This is a genomic window from Paraburkholderia fungorum, assembly GCF_003610895.1.
GTDB classification, from domain to species: Bacteria; Pseudomonadota; Gammaproteobacteria; order Burkholderiales; family Burkholderiaceae; genus Paraburkholderia; species Paraburkholderia fungorum_B.
Window position 1 is genome coordinate 338,865 of record NZ_MCAS01000012.1, and the last position, 20,364, is coordinate 359,228.

The 20,364-nt window shown below is 62.1% G+C and carries 22 protein-coding genes; 12 read left to right on the plus strand and 10 right to left on the minus strand.

Annotated features, from left to right (window positions below; genetic code table 11):
- Window positions 1-4 precede the first annotated feature (4 nt).
- The gene (locus BCY88_RS14235) at window positions 5-1,633 is read left to right on the plus strand and encodes an efflux transporter outer membrane subunit (RefSeq protein WP_120344857.1); all 1,629 of its coding nucleotides are present in this window, start codon (window positions 5-7) and stop codon (window positions 1,631-1,633) included.
- 105 nt (window positions 1,634-1,738) lie between these two features.
- On the opposite strand, the gene BCY88_RS14240 is transcribed toward BCY88_RS14235, so the two are convergent.
- A complete protein-coding gene (locus BCY88_RS14240; RefSeq protein ID WP_120344858.1) occupies window positions 1,739-3,040 on the minus strand; it encodes a type II toxin-antitoxin system HipA family toxin in 1,302 nt (433 codons plus the stop codon).
- Window positions 3,033-3,398 (minus strand): helix-turn-helix domain-containing protein, encoded by a 366-nt coding sequence (locus BCY88_RS14245; protein WP_183081366.1) that lies wholly within the window; start codon window positions 3,396-3,398, stop codon window positions 3,033-3,035. Before BCY88_RS14245 ends, BCY88_RS14240 begins: the two co-directional genes overlap by 8 nt.
- 318 nt (window positions 3,399-3,716) lie before the next feature.
- On the opposite strand from BCY88_RS14245, the gene BCY88_RS14250 reads away from it, so the two are divergent.
- The 6 genes from BCY88_RS14250 (at window position 3,717) to BCY88_RS14275 (ending at window position 10,558) form a co-directional block, all read left to right on the plus strand.
- Entirely contained in the window at window positions 3,717-4,556 is an 840-nt protein-coding gene (locus tag BCY88_RS14250) for a MetQ/NlpA family ABC transporter substrate-binding protein (protein WP_120344859.1), read from the plus strand.
- Between the two features lie 78 nt (window positions 4,557-4,634).
- Complete coding sequence (locus BCY88_RS14255) at window positions 4,635-6,050, plus strand: LLM class flavin-dependent oxidoreductase (protein ID WP_120344860.1); 1,416 nt, start codon at window positions 4,635-4,637, stop codon at window positions 6,048-6,050.
- 13 nt (window positions 6,051-6,063) lie between these two features.
- Window positions 6,064-7,221 carry a methionine ABC transporter ATP-binding protein gene (locus tag BCY88_RS14260; protein ID WP_120344861.1) on the plus strand — a complete coding sequence of 386 codons (1,158 nt, stop codon included), beginning with the start codon at window positions 6,064-6,066 and terminating at the stop codon, window positions 7,219-7,221.
- A complete protein-coding gene (locus BCY88_RS14265) occupies window positions 7,214-7,870 on the plus strand; it encodes a methionine ABC transporter permease (protein ID WP_120344862.1) in 657 nt (218 codons plus the stop codon). Before BCY88_RS14260 ends, BCY88_RS14265 begins: the two co-directional genes overlap by 8 nt.
- Window positions 7,871-7,966: 96 nt before the next feature.
- A complete protein-coding gene (locus tag BCY88_RS14270; RefSeq protein ID WP_120344863.1) occupies window positions 7,967-9,169 on the plus strand; it encodes an acyl-CoA dehydrogenase family protein in 1,203 nt (400 codons plus the stop codon).
- A gap of 60 nt (window positions 9,170-9,229) precedes the next feature.
- On the plus strand, window positions 9,230-10,558 hold the full coding sequence (locus BCY88_RS14275) for an Nramp family divalent metal transporter (protein WP_120344864.1): 1,329 nt from the start codon (window positions 9,230-9,232) through the stop codon (window positions 10,556-10,558).
- A 155-nt stretch (window positions 10,559-10,713) separates the two neighbouring features.
- Here the strand turns inward: BCY88_RS14275 and flhC are convergent, their stop codons facing one another.
- The 7 genes from flhC to BCY88_RS14310 all read right to left on the minus strand — a co-directional run bounded on the left by flhC (window position 10,714) and on the right by BCY88_RS14310 (window position 15,820).
- The gene (gene flhC, locus BCY88_RS14280) at window positions 10,714-11,283 is read right to left on the minus strand and encodes a flagellar transcriptional regulator FlhC (RefSeq protein ID WP_007177883.1); all 570 of its coding nucleotides are present in this window, start codon (window positions 11,281-11,283) and stop codon (window positions 10,714-10,716) included.
- Window positions 11,284-11,297: 14 nt separating this feature from the next.
- The gene (flhD, locus tag BCY88_RS14285) at window positions 11,298-11,618 is read right to left on the minus strand and encodes a flagellar transcriptional regulator FlhD (protein ID WP_028194930.1); all 321 of its coding nucleotides are present in this window, start codon (window positions 11,616-11,618) and stop codon (window positions 11,298-11,300) included.
- Window positions 11,619-12,139: 521 nt separating this feature from the next.
- Window positions 12,140-13,363 carry a YeeE/YedE family protein gene (locus BCY88_RS14290; protein ID WP_120344865.1) on the minus strand — a complete coding sequence of 408 codons (1,224 nt, stop codon included), beginning with the start codon at window positions 13,361-13,363 and terminating at the stop codon, window positions 12,140-12,142.
- 45 nt (window positions 13,364-13,408) lie between these two features.
- The gene (locus BCY88_RS14295) at window positions 13,409-13,984 is read right to left on the minus strand and encodes a GNAT family N-acetyltransferase (RefSeq protein ID WP_120344866.1); all 576 of its coding nucleotides are present in this window, start codon (window positions 13,982-13,984) and stop codon (window positions 13,409-13,411) included.
- A gap of 98 nt (window positions 13,985-14,082) precedes the next feature.
- Entirely contained in the window at window positions 14,083-14,964 is an 882-nt protein-coding gene (locus tag BCY88_RS14300; protein ID WP_473087147.1) for a helix-turn-helix domain-containing protein, read from the minus strand.
- Between the two features lie 185 nt (window positions 14,965-15,149).
- Window positions 15,150-15,452: an addiction module antidote protein gene (locus BCY88_RS14305; RefSeq protein ID WP_120344868.1), complete on the minus strand. Its 303-nt coding sequence runs from the start codon at window positions 15,450-15,452 to the stop codon at window positions 15,150-15,152.
- On the minus strand, window positions 15,449-15,820 hold the full coding sequence (locus BCY88_RS14310; protein WP_120344869.1) for a type II toxin-antitoxin system RelE/ParE family toxin: 372 nt from the start codon (window positions 15,818-15,820) through the stop codon (window positions 15,449-15,451). Before BCY88_RS14310 ends, BCY88_RS14305 begins: the two co-directional genes overlap by 4 nt.
- Before the next feature lie 292 nt (window positions 15,821-16,112).
- On the opposite strand from BCY88_RS14310, the gene BCY88_RS14315 reads away from it, so the two are divergent.
- The 5 genes from BCY88_RS14315 (at window position 16,113) to BCY88_RS14340 (ending at window position 18,773) form a co-directional block, all read left to right on the plus strand.
- Window positions 16,113-16,481, plus strand: coding sequence for a nuclear transport factor 2 family protein (locus BCY88_RS14315; RefSeq protein WP_120344870.1), 369 nt, complete (start codon window positions 16,113-16,115; stop codon window positions 16,479-16,481).
- 413 nt (window positions 16,482-16,894) lie between these two features.
- Window positions 16,895-17,359, plus strand: coding sequence for an RbsD/FucU family protein (locus tag BCY88_RS14325; RefSeq protein ID WP_120344871.1), 465 nt, complete (start codon window positions 16,895-16,897; stop codon window positions 17,357-17,359).
- Between the two features lie 24 nt (window positions 17,360-17,383).
- Entirely contained in the window at window positions 17,384-17,791 is a 408-nt protein-coding gene (locus BCY88_RS14330; protein ID WP_120344872.1) for a VOC family protein, read from the plus strand.
- A gap of 213 nt (window positions 17,792-18,004) precedes the next feature.
- On the plus strand, window positions 18,005-18,436 hold the full coding sequence (locus BCY88_RS14335) for a DoxX family protein (protein WP_120344873.1): 432 nt from the start codon (window positions 18,005-18,007) through the stop codon (window positions 18,434-18,436).
- 64 nt (window positions 18,437-18,500) lie between these two features.
- Window positions 18,501-18,773, plus strand: a complete 273-nt coding sequence (locus BCY88_RS14340) for a hypothetical protein (protein WP_054039060.1) — start codon at window positions 18,501-18,503, stop codon at window positions 18,771-18,773.
- Window positions 18,774-18,797: 24 nt separating this feature from the next.
- Here BCY88_RS14340 and BCY88_RS14345 read toward each other — a convergent pair whose 3' ends face one another.
- Complete coding sequence (locus tag BCY88_RS14345) at window positions 18,798-20,318, minus strand: MFS transporter (protein ID WP_404935692.1); 1,521 nt, start codon at window positions 20,316-20,318, stop codon at window positions 18,798-18,800.
- Window positions 20,319-20,364: the final 46 nt, after the last annotated feature.

The window sequence follows — 20,364 nt, forward strand, 5'->3', positions numbered from 1 at the left end:
AAAAATGAATCGTTTTGAATCTTTGAGCGGGTGGGGCCGGGCGGCTGCCAGCGGTTTGCTGGTGGCGTTGCTCGCGGCCTGCTCCGTGGAGCCCACGTATAAGCGGCCGCAGGTGGATACGCCGGTTGCATTCAAGGAAGCGCCCGTTGCTGCTTCGGGTGCGTCTGCTACTTCGGCTACCTCCGCCGCATCGCCGCAGGACGCGGGTACCTGGAAACAGGCCCAGCCCGCCGACGACGCGCATCGCGGCGAATGGTGGACGATTTTCGGCGACCCGCAACTCAACGCGCTGGAAGAGCAGGCGGCTGCCGCGAATCAGGATCTGAAGGCGGCTGCGGCACGCGTGCAGCAGGCGCGTGCGGTGACCCAGGCGGCGAAGTCGGACTGGTTCCCGAAGCTGGACGCGGGTTTTGGTCCGACGCGTGAACGGGCATCGGCCGCCTCGCAATTCCAGCCGGATAGCGCAGGCGGGACGAACGGCACGATCTGGCGCGCCCAGGTGGGCGCGTCGTACGAGACCGATCTGTTCGGGCGGGTCGGTTCGAACGTGAATGCGTCGCGGGCGGACGAGCAGCAAACGGAAGCGCTGTTCCGCTCGGTGCAGCTGTCGCTGCAAGCCGATGTCGCGCAGAACTACTTCCAGTTGCGCGAGCTCGACACCGATCAGGATCTGTACCGTCGTACCGTGGCGTTGCGCGAAGACACGCTGAAACTGATCGAGCGCCGTTTCAAGGAAGGCGATATCGGTGAGCTGGATGTTTCGCGTGCCCGCAACGAACTGGCTAGTGCGCGTGCCGATGCGGTGGGCGTCGCGCGTCAGCGTGCGGCCTCCGAGCACAGTCTGGCGATTCTGCTCGGCAAGCCGCCGGCTGATTTCTCGTTCGCGGAAGCGCCGCTCGCGCCGGTGACGGTGCGCGTGCCGCCAGGTTTGCCTTCGGCGCTGCTTGAACGCCGGCCGGACATTTCGGCAGCGGAGCGGGCCATGATGGCGGCGAATGCGCGGGTTGGTCTGGCGAAGTCGGCGTTTTTCCCGAAGCTCGATATCACGGGCGGGGCCGGCTTTGAATCGGCGACGCTGGGCGATCTGTTCATGTGGTCGAGCCGCGCGTTCATTCTCGGGCCGTTCGCCGGTACCGCGCTGACGCTGCCGCTGTTCGACGGCGGCCGCCGCAAGGCAAACCTCGCACAGGCGCGCTCGAAGTACGACGAGGATGTGGCGCAATATCGTCAACAGGTGCTGGTGGCGTTCCGTGAGGTCGAGGACAATCTGGCCGATCTGCGCTTGCTGGACGATCAGATGCGCGAGCAGAACGACGCGGTCGTGGCTTCTCAGCGTGCGGCGCATCTGTCGCGCACGCAGTACACGGAAGGCGCGGTCAGCTATCTGGACGTGATCGACGGCGAGCGGCAAGTGCTGCTTTCGCAACTGCAGGCGAGCCATCTGTCGGGCACGCAGGCGGTGTCGACGGTGAATCTGATTCGCGCGCTCGGCGGTGGCTGGGGCGATGTGAAGCCGGCGGGCGATACGGCGGTAGGGGCGGTTGCGCCGGCGTCGGGCGCGGTTGCTGCGTCTGCGTCGACCTCTACTTCTGCAGCTATTTCTGTAGCGGCGGATCAGGTCGCGAAACGCTAGGATTTGCTTTCGGTTTGCTGGCTGATGAAGAACGCCGGGTTGCGCTAGTTAAAGCGCGGCCCGGCGTTTTTTTTGCCGACGGTTAACGGCATCGGAGACGAGCCGTTATCGACGGCGCCGGCCCAACCGTAACGGGTCGAGCGTCTGTTGTCCGGTCGCGATGTCTTCAGCAAGTTTAAAAGCAGGGCGCTGAACTTCGATCTCTTGCTCGGTAAGACCGCACGACATCGCAAACAATGCGCGCCATGATGTATGTACAGAATCGGCCATGACGCGCAACGTGTTCCACGCTTCTTCCATCTCGTATGAAAATGCCGGCGCGTCGACGATCAGGCTCTCCGGTGTTGCAATGCGACTTCCCTGGCGGTTCAATGCCATCGCCTGATCTTCTCGCCGGCGTGGTATCGCCACGATGTCATAGGCTGGTGACAATGCCCAGGAGCCTGAGCGGTAGAGCAGCCCATGATTGCGTGGATGATCGTCATAGTTGCCGACCAGCGCATTGAACACCATACGCCGCCACAGTTCACGTTGCTGGTCGACGTAGCTCTGATTCCGATCTGCGCACCAACGCCGCAACTCATGGGCGAACTTCACGTACGAACGGTCTGGGTCTTCCCGAGTCGAATCGCTGCGCAGTCGCAGCACCGTTGCGGCGCTCGCGAACAGTGAGCGTTGAACACCTTCCGCTACCACGTCACGGTCGAATCTTTTGACCAGTACGACCTCGTGCTGGCCCATCCTGCTGTAGTGCACCTGGGCTGCGTCAATGTCACACTGGGCCGCGAGCGTCATCGCTACGAATTCGCGCGCTGGAAGAAATGGCGCGGCTCCTCGCTCCTGCAGCTTGGCAATCCACCATTGTGTAGCGCCGCCGCTTTGCCGGGTGATGGTCAGTTTTGGCTTTTCGCCACCGAGACTCGTGCCGTCGTCTATCCCTGATAGTTGCTCGACGACGCGGCGTACCGAGAATCCCGGCTCGGCATCGACGAGTTGCAGTTCCAGTTCGTTTTCGGATGGCGGCCGATAGGCGATCTTCCGATCGATCATGTCGGGCGAACAGACTTCGATTGCCCCGACGCCATCTCCGACCGCCAGATCCATTCGGTCGATTTCGTCGAGATCCTGCCGGGCGTGTTTCGCGAGGAGCAAATCCAGGCCAAATCCCTCGGGCGCTGCATCGCGCAATACGCCGAAAACACCGTTCATTAGCGTGGTCGTGGCAGGTTTCGTCGAACGCGAGAATGGCAGGTTGCTGGGGTCGATAGGCAGGGCGCCGGCGCGCGCCCGATATTCCGGCAGATAGGCGAATTGACCGATTCCCGGCGACCATTCGAAAGTGCCGCAGACAACTGGGTCAACTTCGCCGGGCGGCCATATCCACACCGGTCGCGTTTTTTCAGCCATTGGATCCCCGCACGCGTTTTGGCAAGCGCCTGAGCGCTTCTTTCTGGATCACAGGGTCGTCTTCCGGACGCGTGGCCTGGCGAAGCACGTCCAGAGAATCCAGCAACCACAGCGCCATGACGACTTGCCCGAATGCAACAGACGGCCGGCCCTTCTCAAGGTTGACTACGGTATTCACGCTGACGCCCATCTTCGCGGCGAGGTCCGCCTGAGTCCACGATCGGGCTCGACGCGCGAGCGCGATCTTGCATCCCAAGGCGGTGATGACCTCCTCGGCTTCGAACGGCAGCATGTCGAGCAGTTGAGCTTTTTTCACAATTAAATCAAATTTAACCGCCAAAAATTTGATTTTATACATATTTTTGTGCTTTTCAAGTCCAGCTGGCACGCCCGCCGCCCCCAAATCATTTTTCCCGCTTTCCTTCCCAAAATCCGTTCGTAGACCGCCGGTTTCCCGCCGTCTATCATGATTCGCACCTCATCTGGAGAGAGGCGATGACCTGTCCGACCTGCTGCTGTCCGCGCTGATCCGCTCGCGCGTTCTTTTGCTGCCGTGTGCCGGTTAAACCGCGCGCGGCAGATTTCCGTTGTTCGACCGATCCCGGCGCGCCTGCCCGCGTGCCGTGGGATCGGCTCGCCTCGAAACACACCACGCCCTAATTCTAAAGAGCTCACCATGCGCATTTCTCTGTCTGCAGTGCAGCGTTTTTTTCATGCCCCGACGCTGGCGCTGATCGGCGCATTTGGCGTCGCGCTGGCTTTGTCGGCCACGCCGGCCGCCGCGGCCGACACGCCCACGTTGAAGATCGGTACCGCCACCAGCCCGCAGATCGAGGCGCTTAAAGTAGCCGCGCGCGAAGCGAAGGAACAAGGGCTGGACGTGAAGATCATCGAGTTCACCGACTGGAATACACCGAACGCGGCGCTCGCCAACAAGGACATCGACGTCAACTATTTCCAGCACATCCCGTTTCTCGAGAACGCAAAGAAGCAGGGTGGCTATAACTTCGTCGCGATCGCGCCGGGCACGATCATGAAGATCGGTCTCTATTCGAAGAAGATCAAACGCTTCGATCAACTGAAGGATGGCGCCACCGTCGCCATCGCGAACGATCCGGTCAACGGCGGCCGCGGTCTGTTGCTGCTGCAACGCGCCGGGCTGATCAAACTGACGCCAGGCATCGACTATCGCGCCACGACGCTCGACATCGTCGACAACCCGAAGCATCTGAAGATCGTCCAGCTCGAAGCATCGCAGTTGGCCCGCTCGCTCGACGACGTCGATCTCGCCCAAGGCTACCCGAGCTTCATCAAGCTCGCAGGCACCACCGATCCGAATAGCGCCTTGCTGTTCGACGGCCTCGAAAACAAAAACTACGCGATTCAGTGGGTCGTGCGTCCGGAAAGCGTGAACGATCCGCGTATCCGCAAGTTCATTTCGATCTATCAGCATTCGCCCGCCGTGCGTGCCGCGCTCGATAAAGCCTTCGGCAATCTTTACGCCGTCGCCTGGTAACTGACACGACCTGGTTGTGCAGCGAGGGCTGGCATCTCAGTGACGCGGCTAGCGTTGTATGGAGCAAGGAACTACACGATGGCGAAGAAAAAGATCCTGCTGAACGCGTTCAACATGAATGCGGTCGGCCATATCAATCATGGTTTGTGGACGCATCCGCGTGACCGTTCCGCACATTACACCGACCTCGATTACTGGACTAGCCTCGCGCAAACACTCGAGCGCGGCAAGTTCGACGGCATCTTTCTCGCGGATATCGTCGGCGTATACGACGTCTATCAGGGCGGCCCGGACACGTCGCTGCGCGAATCGGTGCAGATTCCGATCAACGATCCCTCGCTGATCGTGCCGGCCATGGCGCACGTGACGAAGCATATCGGCTTCGGCGTCACGTCGAATCTGACGTATGAGCCGCCTTACCTGTTCGCGCGACGCATGTCGACGCTGGATCATCTGACCAAAGGCCGGGTGGGCTGGAACATCGTCACCGGCTATCTGGACAGTGCGGCGCGTGGCATGGGTCTCGCGCAACAGATCAGCCACGACGACCGCTACGATCGCGCGGACGATTACATGGACGTGGTCTACAAGCTATGGGAGCAAAGCTGGGAAGACGATGCGGTGGTGCGCGATCGCGCGGCGCGCATCTTCTCGCATCCCGGTAAGGTGCATCGTGTGAAACATGACGGCCCGTACTATTCGATCGACGCCATTCACCTGAGCGAACCGTCGCCGCAACGCACGCCGGTTCTGTATCAGGCGGGGTCGTCGAGCCGGGGTGTCGATTTCGCGGCGCGTCACGCGGAATGCGTGTTTGTCGGCGGACAGAACAAGCAGCTTACGCGCTCCATCGTCGACGACATTCGGGCGCGGGCGGTGAGTTTCGGCCGCGCGGCTGACGACATCAAGATCTTTGCCGGGGTTACCGTTGTAGTCGGAGAAACAGAACGCGCCGCGCAGGAGAAATTCGAAGAGTACCGGCGTTACGCGAGCGCCGAGGGCGGCATCGCGCATTTCTCCAGTTCGACCGGCATCGACTTCTCGCAATACGCGCTGGATGACCCGATCTCGTACGTGAAGACCGAATCGATGCAATCGGCTGTCGAGGCGATCTCGAAGAAAAGCGTGAGCGGCGTATGGACCAAACGCAAGGTGCTCGAACAGATGACGCTCGGTGGACGCGCGAAGCCCGTGGTCGGTTCGTCGCAACAGATCGCGGACGAATTGATCTCGTGGATGGAAGAGGCCGGTGTGGACGGATTCAATCTGACGCGTACCGTCATGCCCGAATCGTTTGAAGACTTCGTCGATCTGGTGGTGCCGGAATTGCAGAATCGCGGCGTCTACAAGGAAGACTACGACCCGGCACCGACGCTGCGCGAAAAGCTGTTCGGCGGCGGCCGCGCGCGACTGCCTGAGGGGCATGCCGGCGCGCGGCATCGGCTCAATGCAAAAATTGCGCAAGCCGGCGCGCGATCCACCGTGGAAGCATGAGAGGAGCGACGCCATGGCCAATCTATTCAACGTGCCGCAGTTTATTGAAGATGCGCCGTCCCTCGGCTTGAATCGTGCCGCGCCGGATATCGCGCGGGTGGCGGTCGTTTTCGACGACGTGGGCAAGGTGTTCGCCAACACGCGTGGCGTGTCGACCGCGGCCCTTTCGAACGTTTCGCTGAAGGTGGCGCGCGGCGAGGTGTTCGGCATCATCGGCCGCAGCGGAGCAGGCAAATCGACGCTGCTGCGGCTCGTCAACGGTCTGGAAAAGCCGACTTCCGGCGCGGTTCGCGTGAATGACGTGAGCGTCGGCGAACTCGACGAGCGTGGACTGGTCACGTTGCGCCGGCGGATCGGCATGGTGTTCCAGCATTTCAATCTGCTCTCCGCGAAAACGGTACGCGAGAACATTGCGTTGCCGCTGAAAATCGCCGGCACGCCGAAGGCTGCGATCGACCAGAAAGTCGATGCCTTGCTCGAACTGGTCGGTCTGTCGGCCAAACGCGATGCGTATCCGGCGAGTTTGTCCGGCGGGCAGAAGCAGCGCGTCGGAATCGCGCGTGCACTCGTGACCGACCCGGATATTTTGCTATGCGACGAAGCGACGTCCGCACTCGATCCCGAAACGACGCAAGCCATTCTCGCGTTGCTGCGCGACATCAATCAGCGGCTCGATCTGACCATTGTGCTGATCACGCACGAGATGCAGGTGATTCGCGAGGTCTGCGATACCGTGGCGGTGATCGAGCGCGGTGAGGTGGTGGAGACCGGTCCGGTGTGGCGCGTGTTCGGCGAGCCACGGCATGACGCGACACGTGCGTTGCTGCGTACCCTGGTGCACGACCTGCCAGCGGATCTGGCCACGCGCGTCAAACCAGTGCACGAGATCGCGCAAACGGATGCGCGGATTTTGCTCGACGTGCGCTTCACCGGCAGCGATGCGAACGAGCCCGATCTGGGCGGCTTGACGTCTGCATTGAGCGTTGAAGGCGGGCGCGTGAGTTTCGTGCATGGCGGCATCGACCGGATTCAGGGGCATGCGCAAGGGCGTCTGGTGGTGTCGGCAGAGGTGCGCGCGAATGCGGGCGACACGGTGCAAAAGCAGATCGCCACCTTGCTCGAGCGCGCGCGCCGCTATGCCAATCATGTCGAGGTGCTCGGCTATGTCTGATCTCTGGCTCTCGGAACTCGCCGATGCGATTCGCGACACCATCGTCATGGTCGGCGTATCCGCCTTCGTCGCGGCGTTGATCGGTATTCCGCTCGCGCTGGTGCTGGTTACCACCACGCGAGGCGGTATCTTTGAAAAACGTGTGGTGAACAGCACGCTCGGCGCGCTCGTCAATGCGTTTCGCTCCACGCCGTTTATCATTCTGCTGGTTGCGCTGCTGCCGCTCACGCGTTTGCTGATCGGCACGACGATCGGTGTATGGGCCGCGATTGTGCCGCTCAGTATCGCGGCGATTCCTTTTTTTGCACGCGTGGCCGAAGTGAGCTTGCGCGAAGTGGATCGCGGCTTGATCGAAGCCGCGCAGGCAATGGGTGCGCAGCGCCGGCATATCATCTGGCATGTGCTGCTGCCTGAAGCGCTGCCGGGCATTCTCGGCGGCTTTACGATCACGGTGGTCGCCATGATCGGTTCGTCGGCGATGGCGGGCGCGGTGGGCGCCGGCGGCCTGGGGGATCTGGCGATTCGCTACGGCTATCAGCGTTTCGATACTACCGTGATGGTGACAGTGATTGTGCTGCTGATCGTGATTGTGACGGCGGTGCAGTTTGTCGGCGACCGCTTTGTACGGCGGCTTGCACAGCGTGCATGATGGCAGCGTGCAGACTCTCGCGAAGCTGATGGAACGCGAGCCGGCCGCGTGGATAACTCATGCGCCGCTCGCCCAATTTTTTCACGTGGACAACGAATGAACCAACCTCGTCATCCCGAGGCGCTGCATCCCCTGTCAACCGACGCCGCGCCCGTGGTGCGCGATCTCGCCGGCTTGCTCGACGCGTTGCGTGCCAGCGCGGCCCAGCGCGATCGCGACGGCGGTCACGCCGCGCGGGAGAAACAATGGATCGCCGACGCGGGTTTGCTCACGCTCGCCGTGCCGCGTGAGTTCGGTGGTCTCGGCGCGCGCTGGCCGGAGATCTACGAGACGATCCGTCAGATCGCGCGAGTCGACAGTGCGCTCGCGCATCTGCTGGGCTTCACCTGTCTGCAGGTGGTCAGCGTCAATGTCTGGGGCAATGCCGAACAACGGGCCCGCTATCTGAGCGGCACGGTTGAAGGGCGCTGGTGGTGGGGCAATGCTGTCAATCCGCTTGACACGCGACTCGTTGCCAGCCCAACCAGTGGCGGTGGCTATCGTCTCGATGGGCAGAAAGGTTTTTGTTCCGGCACGCGCGGTTCGCACATGATGACGGTTTCCGCGCTCGATCCGGCCACCGGCAAAGCGGTATTCGCCGCGGTCCCAACCACGCGCGAGGGCATTACGGTTCATGAAGACTGGAACCCGATCGGCCAGCGGCAAACCGACAGCGGCAGCGTCTCCTTTGCACAGGTCCTGATCGAGCCGCATGAGGTACTGGAGCGGGCCGACACAGCTTATGCGAGCCTGCGCACGCTGATTTCGCAGCAGGTGCTGACCAATCTGTTCGTCGGCATCGCGCAGGGTGCGCTCGAAGAGGCGCGCGCGTACGTCACGCAATACGGCAAGCCGTGGATCTCGTCCGGCGTTGAGAAAGCCACCGACGATCCTTACCTGATCCAGCGTTTCGGTGAGATGCGTCTGCAGACGGTGAGTGCTGAGGCGCTGGCAACACGTGCCGCCGATGCGCTCGAAGACGCATGGCAGCAGGGTGCGGCTTTGGACGCCGAAACGCGCGCGCACGTGGCGCTCGCCACCTCGGAGGCGAAGATCGTCGCGCACCGCGCCGCACTCGACGTCAGCGAAAAACTGTTCGACGCCTGTGGCGCGCGTGCCACGCACGCACCGCTCGCACTCGACCGTTTCTGGCGCAATGCTCGCGTTCATACGCTGCATGACCCGCTCGACTATCGCCTGCGCGACGTCGGCCGCTATGCGCTCAACGGGACATTGCCGGAGGTTTCTTTGTACACTTGAGGCGGTTCGCGGCGGCTTGCATGAGACGTCGTGCTTTATCCCCTTCAAGAGAGCTCCGGATTGCAGTTCAAATTACCGACCACCGCAACGGCGCCGTTTTGTCCATCCGAGGTGCAAGGCACTGTTGCCGTCTCGCAAGGCGCGCCGTTCTGGAAAAAAATCCTGCAGTTCGCCGGGCCCGGCCTGCTGATTTCGATCGGCTACATGGACCCCGGCAACTGGGCCACCGATATCGAAGCGGGTTCGCGTTACGGTTACAGCCTGCTGTTCGTCGTCATGCTGTCGAGTCTCGCGGCGATGGCGCTGCAATGCCTGAGCATGCGTCTGGGCATCGCCACCGGGCGGGATCTCGCGGAATTGTCGAGACTGCGTTATTCGCCGGGTGCCGCGCGCTTTCAGTGGCTGCTCGCCGAACTCTCGATCGTGGCCTGCGATCTGGCCGAAGTGCTCGGCGGCGCGTTGGCCTTCCATCTGCTCTTCAAATGCTCGCTAACCACGGGCGTGTTGCTGACCGCGTTCGACACGCTGATCGTGCTCGGCCTGAAGGGCAAGAATTTCCGCGATCTCGAAGCGATCATGCTCGGCCTGATTGCAACGATCGGGGTGGGTTACATCATCGAGTTGGCGCTGGTGAAGCCGCATTGGCCGTCGGTCGCGCAAGGACTGATTCCTTCATGGGAGGCGCTCAGCAGCCGTGAGCCGATGTATCTGGCGATCGGTATTCTCGGCGCGACCGTGATGCCGCACAACCTCTACCTGCATTCGTCGATCGTGCAGACGCGCGCCGTGAAGCGTGATCCGGCCAGTATCAGGTCGGCGATCGGCATGTCCCGCATCGATACGATCGCCTCGCTGGTGATCGCCTTGCTGATCAACATGGCGATCCTGATTCTCGCGGCCGCCGCGTTCCATGCCACCGGCCACAACCAGGTCACCGAAATCGAAGACGCGTACAAGCTGCTGGCGCCGATCGTCGGCACCGGTTTCGCAGCCGTGCTGTTCGCGATCACCTTGCTGGCGTCGGGGCAAAGTTCGACCTTCACCGGCACGGTGGCGGGGCAGGTCATCATGGAAGGTTTCCTTAAGCTGAAAATTCCATGCTGGCAACGGCGCTTCATTACGCGCGCGCTCGCCTTGATTCCGGCGCTGATCGGCGTGCAGATGATGGGCAACGGCGCCGTCGGCAAACTACTGGTTGCAAGCCAGGTTGTGTTGAGCCTGCAACTGCCGTTCGCGCTTTATCCGCTGATCCGCATGACTAACGATCGTTCGCTGATGGGTGAATTCGCCAACACACTGCCGACGCGGTTGCTTGCCTGGTCGCTGTTCGTGGTGATCAGTGCGGCGAACCTGTGGCTGGTGGTGCAGACGGTGGGGCTGGTGAGTTGATGCGATAGCGCGGGCGCGGGCAGGGGCGCATCGGGTGTCCCGCGTTCGGCGCCGGGGCGAACGCACGAGAAAAAAGGTCCGCGTGATGGCGGACCTTTTTTCTGGGTGCTTCGGCTCGAATCAGGCTGGACCGGCCCTCGTCGATTCAACCTGATTCAGGCAGCTTGCGCGATCTGCGCTGCTTCGAGCGCTTCCTGGCGAGCGGCAGCGGCCTTCTTGGTCTTGCCGGCACGCGACGGCGGCTGGCAGGCGCCACACACCACGTTGTGTTGCAGATCGTGCTTGTGCGCGACGAACTTGCCGGTGCAACGGCAGCATTTGGTCAACTGCAGGATGTCGGCGTCGAAGAAGCGCACCAGCGTCCACGCACGCGTCAGATCCAGCACCGGCTCGGTTTCGCTGTGCTGACAATGTTCCAGATACAGCCGATATCCTTTGGTCAGCGCATCCAGATGCGAGCAACGCGCTTCGTTCTTCAGGAACAGGTACGTGTTGTAGAACAGCGACGCGTGGATGTTCGCCAGCCACGTCATGTACCAGTCCGCCGAAAACGGCAGCATGCCCTTGGGTGGCGATACGCCTTTGACCTCGCGGTACAGGCGGATCATGCGGTCGCGCGAAAGCGTCAACTCGCTTTCGAGCACCTGCATGCGCGCGCCGAGTTCAATCAGCGCGATGGCGCGGAATACCTCTTGCGCGTCTTCCGTCAGGCTACGCTTGAGCATCGCGGTCACCTCGATTAAGCAAACTGCTCAGCAGGCTGGCCTGCAAGCAGGATCGCCGCGTGAGTCGGTGCAACTGCTGCATGCTTCGTGGTTTGCGTCAACGCCGACAACATGGAGTGGTCGTTGAAGCGGAAGAAGCACAAAAGCTGATCGGAAGCGGCCAGCTTGACGATCTGCGCGAGCGACAGCCCGGCAAGCAAATCAGCCAGTTCCGACGACAGTCCCAGCCGGAACATGCCGACCGGTTTGTCCTCACGCAACATACGTTGCGCGAGCATGATGTAAGACAAGTTGATCTCGCGGATTGAATCCAGCGTCTCGCTGCTACGGTCCATTTTCTGTGTTTCCGAAGCCCCGAATTACTATGTCGGCATTTTCTGCCGTTATGTCTTTTGTGCCTCGCCGGAAACGTTGTCCTCCGGCTACATGTCACCACCTGATACAGACAGCGACTGTTTGATACATCACGTTACATTTCGTAACAGCTTGGGACGAATTGTATGAAGGGCAAAACAAGAAATCAATCCCCTGTCGGAAAAATATCTCAAAAAAATGCATCAAATTTCGGTAACTCTTTCACGGCGCTGTAATAGAGGATGCATAGCAGATTTTTTGCGGCCTGTGAATTTTGTCTGATCCATGGAAACCCTTGTGTGGTGGGCTCCAGGCTTATTCATCTGAGCAATGGCGCGCATCCGGTCGAGAACCGGAAAATCAGGACTGAATCAGAAAGGAAGTAGAAAGCGAGATAAATTAAAAGTAATAAATACCGCTCATTGACACTGCTGTGGGGACAAATCAGAGGTGTAACAGGTTGGTGCGGCCCCAGTTACAAACGAGGCCGCATTTGTAACTTCTAGCAACCGTTTGCGCGAATCCGCTCGACTTCGAGGCCGAACGCCGGGCGCAGACGGGTGCCGAGTACGTTGCCGGCGAAGGCGGCGACCAGCCACAGCCAGCCGTGCAAGCTGCCAGACACGATGCCGCTGAAGTAGGCGCCGATGTTACAACCATAGGCCAGACGGGCCCCATAGCCGAGCATCAGGCCGCCGGCCACCGCCGCGATCAGCGAGCGGGCCGGCACTTTCCAGACCGGCGCGTAACGGCCGGCGAGCGCCGCTGCCGTCATGGCGCCGAGGATGATACCGATGTCCATCACCGTGGTGACGTCATGTGTAACAGGGGCGGCCAATGCACCGGCGTTGGCATGAGCGGCCCAATACGGCCAACTGGCCACGTCGATGCCCAGTGCGGCAAATAGTTTGGCGCCCCACAGCGCGAACGCCGATGTCACACCCCATGGGCGGCCGGACAATGCCAGCGTCGCGAAGTTGAGCAGGACCAGCGCGATTGCGCCGACGAACAACGGCCACGGACCGTGCAACCATGGCGACGCATGTGGTGCGCGCTGCGGCTCGTTGACCAGCTGGCCGTGGCGGCGCCGCTCGACCGCTACGGTGAGCGCCGCGATCACAGCGAAAATGACCAGATTCAGTGCGATGGCCCAGCCCGCACCGAACGAGGTCACCATCGAAAACGGTTTGAGAGACGGCAGCGCGGTCCAGAACGGCATGTGCGCGGTCGCGACAACCGAACCGATGACGAATGCCGCCAGCGTGACGATCATGCGTGTGCTGCCGCCACCGACGGTGTATAGCGTGCCGGACGCGCAACCGCCGCCCAGCTGCATGCCGACCCCGAACATGAAGGCACCGACCAGCACGGACGTGCCTGCCGGCGCCACCAGGCCGACCACGGGCCGGCCGAACAGCGTGCCCGCGGCGAGCACCGGAAAGAACAACAGGACGCCGAGCGCCAGCATCAGCATTTGCGCGCGCAGACCGGCGCCGCGGCCGTCGGCGATGAAGACCCGCCATGCGGAAGTAAAGCCGAACGCCGCGTGATACAGCGACATGCCCAGCAGGGCGCCGACGATGTAGAGCGCGGCCTGACGGCCGCTAACGGTTTGCGCCAGATAGACAGCGCCCAGCGCGATTAGTACGAGCGCGGCGCCTAGCGGTTTCGGATTGATGTCGAAGCGGCGTGGTACGCGCGGAAGTGGAGTGGAGAGATCGGACATGATGTTTGATTGACGGGCGGCAGATGATTGTTGCATGAAGCGTGATTACATGAAGCGCGCCATCAGATCGGCATCGTGAAACACCCCGTTGACGTTCAGCGCATCGATCTCGCAGCCATATTTGCGAAAACCCAGCGACTCATAAAGCTTGCGTGCCGTCTCATTCCGGCTGCCCACCATCAACTGAATTTGCCTTAGACCTTCTACTTGCGCCGCGCGCGCCAGCAACTCATCGAGCAAGGCGCGCCCGACGCCCTGGCCAGCGGCTTCCGGCGCGACATACATGCCGATGACGGCCGCTTTGTGCTGTTCCTTGTCGCGCTGATTGCGCAGCAATCCGACGACGCCGATCAACGGTGCATTGGCAGATGCCGCGTTGGCCGATGCACCGCTGGCAGATGCACCGCCGGCAGACGCATAAGCGCCCAGCAAAAAGTCCCCTTCGGCTGCGCGCGCGCCTTGCAACATCGCGTCATGTTGCGCGGCGCCTTTGGCCAATGCTTCTTCATAGCTTTGACCGAACGACTCCGGATGGGCCTTCAGGCCGCGCAGGCGAAGCTGGAAGTAGGCGTCGCGGTCGGCCGGACCGAGTTGGCGGATCAGCGGGGCGTTGTTGATCAAATGCGTCTCTCCATGTGATTTGAATGGCCTGGTAAGCGATGACAAGCGATAACAAGTGATATCAACGCCGGGTTCGAAGATCCGCCGGTGTTCACGCTCTACGATGCTTTCGCGGCTTCGGCCTTTTCCCCCTCAGTGCGTTGCTTCGCGGCAAACTCGAGCAACGCCGCTGCGGTTTGCTGGTCGGCAGGAAAGAATGCCTCGATGGCAAGTTCCGACAGGGTGACATCTACCGGTGTGCCGAACACCGTGGTCGTGCTGAAGAACGATAGCTCGCCGATCGGGGTGCGCAGTCGCAGTGGCACGGCGACCTGATGATTCGCGGCGTCGTCGTGGTCCGCCACTCCCGCGCCGGGGGGAGCAGGGTAGGCCGCCAGTTCCTCACGCAGCGCGCTCAGCGTCTCGTCACCACTCACGTCGATTTGCCGCTGGAGTCGGGACAGCGCATGCGCGCGCCAGGCATGCCAATTGATGATCGACGCTGCGATACCTTCTGGATGCAAACTCAGCCGCATTGCATTGACCGGCGGTTTCAGCAGTTCCGGGCTCGCGCCTGCAAGCAATGGCGCAAGCGCATTGTTTGCGGCCACGATGGTCCAGTGACGGTCGATCGCGAGTGCCGGATACGGCTCGTGACCTTTGAGCACCAACTCGACTGCCTCGCGCGCAGTGGCCAGTTGCGGGTCCGTTAGAGGACGTTCGCGAAATAGCGGCGCGTAACCCGCCGCGACCAGCAGCGCATTGCGCGCACGAAGCGGCACGTCGAGCCGCTCGGCGAGATGCATGACCATTTCCCGGCTGGGCACCGCCCGGCCTGACTCGACGAAGCTCAGATGCCGCGTGGAAATTTCAGCTTCAGCGGCGAGCAGCAACTGGCTCATTCTTCGCCGCTGCCGCCATTCGCGTAGCAGATCGCCGACCGTGCGGCTTGCCGTCGGACCGTTCGACGGGATGGTTTGCGCAAGAGAGAGTGTGTTCATGCTACCGATGATAGCTAAAGCTGGTTGGCGATCCATTACCTGGCAGGTAATGGAATACCGCGGAATACCGCGGAAAAACGCGAGATACCAGGAACTAGCAGGAATACGCAGGAAAGCCTAGGTGCGCCCACGAACACGCAGCACGTTCAGCGCCTTGCCCGAAGCAGCAATACGGCAAGCGTGCATCAGGCGTGCGCCATACTCACCGGCACGGCGTTGAGCTTGACGCCCAGTGCGCGCAGCAGTTTGAACACTGTATCCATGCGCGGTTTCGAGCCCGGCGCGAGTGTTTTGTAGAGGCTTTCGCGCCCAAGCCCGGCGTCGGCCGCGACTTTTGCGATGCCGCGTGCTTTCGCGATGTCGGCAATCGCGGCGAGCAGGACGTCGGCGTCGCTTTCTTCCAGTGCCGCGTTGAGATATTCAGCGATCATCTCTTCGCTATCGAGGTAGTGCGATGCGTCGAACCGTGCGGTTTTGACTTTGCTCATGACAGTTCCTTTCTGATTGCTGCCCACATTGATTTGGCGTGCTTGATGTCGGCCGGCTGTGTGGACTTATCGCCACCGCAGAGCAGCAGGTACATCATTCGCCCTTCACGCGCGAAGTAGACCCGATAGCCGGGACCCCAATCGACACGCATTTCGGACACACCGTCTTCCAGCAGCTTCACGTCGCCGAAATGACCTCGCTCCGCACGCCGGACTCGCACCAGAATTTTTGCCCTCGCTCTTAAGTCTGCGAGGCTGGCAAGCCAGTTGTCGAATTCTTCGGTGCGGTTGACCGTGTACACAGGCGGTGAACCGATTTGCTGACGAGTGTATCCCGTCGGATACGGCCTTGCAAGCGAAAAAATCATATTAAAAAAAGCGGTTTGTGTCCGCGCCCGTTCAGTTCGTCACATGCCGTGCGTCGATGCTGCGCGGCCCCCAATTGCGCCACGAGGTTAGCGGCTGACGCTGCTTCTGACGATTCGGCCGGATGGCTAATTCAGCGGAAAAAAACGCGGTTTCGCACCTTGGTGCGTCGAGATGCTTACCTCTCACGTAATCGACGCGCCGCGTTCGAGGCGCCAATCTTCACTCCGAGCCCGCCGCATACAACGTGTCTGCCGAGCGTAGTGCTCAGTCATGCCAAGCAAGGAGTCTGAGATGAATGCGCATACCGATCTGATCGACCGTTATTTCGACGTATGGAATGAAACGGATGCAGTGCGCCGCCGTGAGCTGATCGCCGCAACGTGGACGAGCGATGCCGACTATCGTGATCCGCTGCTGGCAGGCGCGGGCCATGACGGCATCGACGCGATGATCCGCGCGGTGCATGAACGCTTCCCGCATCACACGTTTCGTCGCACGACGGAGGTTGACGGCTTCGCGAACCGCCTGCGTTTTTCGTGGGCACTGACCACGCCGGCCGGCGAAGCGATCGTCAAAGGCTCCGACTTCGGCGTGCTCGATGCACATGGCCGTCTGCAGGCGGTGACGGGTTTCCTCGACCAGGTGCCTGCCGCTACCTGATAACGCATAGTTCTTAACGGAGACTATCATGCACGAGTCCGCCGCTACGGTTCCTGGTACGGTCTTTACGTTCGCGCGCCTGTCGGGCGCTGTCGACGCGCTTTCCAGCGCGATCGCCGGCTTCGCGCTGCTGGCCGGTGCGCGCGCGTTCACCTTCACTGCACTGCTGGCCTGGCGCGAGCCAGTGTTGGGCGGCGTGGCTCTCGTGCTGCTCGCACTGGTCGGATGGTTGCGGTGGACGGTGTCGGCAGACGGCCGCACACCGCATTGTGCGGAAAGGCCGATTGACGACGATCCGCCGGTGACGGACCGCGCCGCAAGGTCTTGCTACAATCGAGCGCGACGCGCTACCGGGTACGACGGGGCAACCCGTTCGACCCGGCAAACCACCAGTCAAACCTCAAGGAGACACCGTGCTGAAGAATCTGGACCCGCTGCTGAATGCCGACGTGCTGCATGCGCTACGCTCGATGGGACATGGCGACGAACTGGTCGTTTGCGACGCCAACTTTCCGGGCGCTTCCGTCGCGCAGGAGACGGTGTTGGGCAAGCTGCTGCGTCTCGACGGCGTGAACGCACCGCGTGCGATTCGCGCGATTCTGTCGGTGATGCCGCTGGATACTTTCATCGAACGTCCCGCTTCGCGGATGGAAGTGGTGGGCGAGCCGCACACGATTCCGGCCGTTCAGCGCGAGGCGCAGATCGAGATCAATGCAGCGGAAGGGCGTGAGGTGCCGTTTGCTTCGGTCGAACGTTTCGCATTCTACGAGCGGGCGCGCAAAGCCTATTGCGTGATCGCTACCGGCGAAGAGCGCGGTTACGGCTGCTTCGTTTTCACAAAAGGTGTCTTGCTCGCGCCGGATGCACCGCAGCAATAACGCCTCACCACGGCGGCGAAACTCATGAGCTTCTCGATAGACAGTCTCGATCATCTCGTTCTGAACGTCGCCGACGTGGAAGCCAGCGCGGCCTGGTACGCGCGAATGCTCGGCATGCGTCGCATCGGCTTCGAGTCGCGCACTGGCCCGCGTGTGGCGATGACATACGGCAACCAGAAGATCAATTTGCGGCCGGCCAATGCGGACACGCTCGCCTGGTTCACCGGACGTGAGCCGGTGCCGGGCAGCGCCGATCTGTGCTTTGTCACCACCGCGAGTCCCGCCGAGGTCAAAGCCCACTGGCTCGCTCAGGGTGTCACGATAGAGGCCGGCCCGGTTGAGCGCGACGGCGCGCTCGGCAAGATGACTTCGGTGTATTGCCGCGATCCGGATGGCAATCTGATCGAGGTCGCGACGTATCCTCGTGCATAAGTAAGCACCGCGGCGACACCGGCTGGATCCTTGCAAAATTGGGCGCGTGCCGCGCCCGGACACCTTTTGCCTTCCCTCGAGGCGGCGCGGATTGCGCCGTTCACGCTGTCCCGCGCTTGGAAAAGGCGGGCAATGCACATGTTACCGGATGCAAAATAGGGAACTGCGGCCGCCTGGCCGGGTCTGCTGCTTATTCATTTACAGGAGCCCCTCATGACGCGTCCCGTCGATTCCGGCGTGATCCTCATCGCGCGCATTGCCCTTGCCGTGCTGTTTTTGTGGGGCGGCGTGATGAAACTGCTGGGCTATGCGGGCTTTGTCGGCTATCTGCATTCGAAGGGCGTGCCGTTCGTGCCGGTTGCCGCGGGGATCGCAACCGCGGTCGAGGCGCTCGGCGGCCTGCTGCTGATCGTCGGCTTCAAGGCGCGCCCACTCGCGCTCATCATGGCTGTCTACACCGTGGCCACCGCGGTGCTGGGCCACGATTTCTGGAATGTCACGGATCCCGCATTGCAGCGCGACATGGTGATCCACTTCTGGAAGAACATTGGCATCGCCGGGGGTTTCCTGCTGCTGTTCGTGACCGGGGCTGGCCGTATCAGTATCGATGGGGCGCGCGCGCCTCGCAGGGGGCTGAATCTCTAATCACACGGTTGACGTCGTCTGGGCCGGTCGCGGCTGATTCTGGCTGTAAACAAGGGAGCAAATAATGATTCAAAGTTTTGAGCAAACCATTGGCGGCAAGGTCACGCAGTTGTGCGCAAGTCTCGGCGAAGGGCCCACGCCCCATCGCGTCATCATCAGCCTTGCCGATTCAGCGAAAACCTTGGTGGTTCTGGACGCATCGGGTTTCATCAGCACGATCAAAGCCGAAATAGAACAGCCGGAGAAGCTGATTGCCGATGCGATCGCCAAGGCGCAAAACGAAGGGCTGATCGAGCGCGCGATCGACACCGGCACGATTCAGGAAGCGCCGCTGTAAGTCACGCTATCAGTCAGGCTCCGGTCAGCGCGATTCAGAAGCGTGGCCGGAGGCGGTCTTATGGGGCTTGCTCGTCGACGCGTGCGGCTCTGGATGAACAAGGCAGCCCATTACGCCGCCCACCACCAGCAGGCCGACCGAGATGGCCGTCGCGGCTTGCATCCCCGTGACGATCTGCGTGGCGGCAGCGCCGCTCGCCAGCGCGCCGAAGGCGGCGACACCCACCGCGCCGCCCGCTTGCCGGGCAGTGTTGAGCACGGCCGACGCAGTGCCCGCGCGGCTCGCTTCTGCGGAGGCCAGCACGGCGGTGGTCATTGCCGGGACCGCGAGGCCCATCCCCGATGGAATCAGCAGGAACGGCAGCAGCAGGCCGACGAGCGGCGTGGACGCTTCGACGAAATGCAGCAGGCCATAGCCGAGCCCCGCAGTGATCGCGCCGGCGATCATCGGCACGCGTACGCCAAACCGCCCGACTACCCAACCGCTCGCCACGTTCGAGATCAGAAAGCCGCCGGTCAACGGCAGGAACGCGAGGCCCGCCTGCAGCGGGGTGTAGCCGCGCACGCGCTGCAAATACAGGCTCAGTACGAACACCATGCCGTAGTACGTCAGATTCACGCAGATGCCGAACAGCACCGCGGCATTGAAGGTGCGCTTGCTGAATAGCGAGAGCGGCAGCATCGGTGCCGCGACGCGCGATTCCACGGCGATGAAGGCCCCCGTGGCGATGAGCGCAAGCATGAAACCACCGGCCACCAACGGATGGCTCAACCCCAGTGGCCGCCATTCGATCACTGCGGCGACGAAGGCGGTGAGCGCGACAATCGCGAGGGCCTGGCCGCTCAGATCGATACCGCGGGGAGCAGCCGCGTTTGTCGTGCCGTCCTCGGGCGCCGCGCAGGCCGTAGCTGGCGCAGCAGCGTGAGCCGCAGCCGTCTGCGGCGTGCCGTTTTGCGCGGACTCGGGCCGGGGCACCCAGCGCAAAGTCGCCAGCCAACCGGCGGCGCAAATCGGCAGATTGACGAGAAAGATGCTGCGCCAGCCGAATGCCGCAATCAGCAGACCGCCGACCACAGGCCCGGCCGCGATCGCAATCGCGCCCGCTGCGGTCCACAGCCCGACGGCGCGCGCGCGCAGTTTCGGATCGTGGCCATATGAGCGGTTGAGCAGCGCCAGCGAGTTCGGCAGCATGGCAGCCGCGCCGATGCCTTGCACCGCGCGGGCGGCCACCAGCATGGTGGCATCGAGCGCCAACCCGCAGGCGAGCGACGCGAGCGCAAACAGCACGATGCCGGCCGCATACATGCGCCGGATGCCGAGCCGGTCGCCGAGTGCGCCCGCCGAGAGCATCAGTACGGCGAACGCGAGCGTGTACGCGTCGACGACCCACTGCAGCCCCGCGACATTCGCATGCAGGTCCGCACCGATCTTCGGCAGTGCGATGTTGACGATGGTCACGTCGAGTTGCGTGACGACGAAGCCGACGCTGACCGTCGCAAGAATGCGGCCGAGAGCGGGCGAGACGGGTGATGGGGATGAGTTCATGACACACATCGTAGGCCGATGCAGCGCACGATGTTTCCGCCCGGCG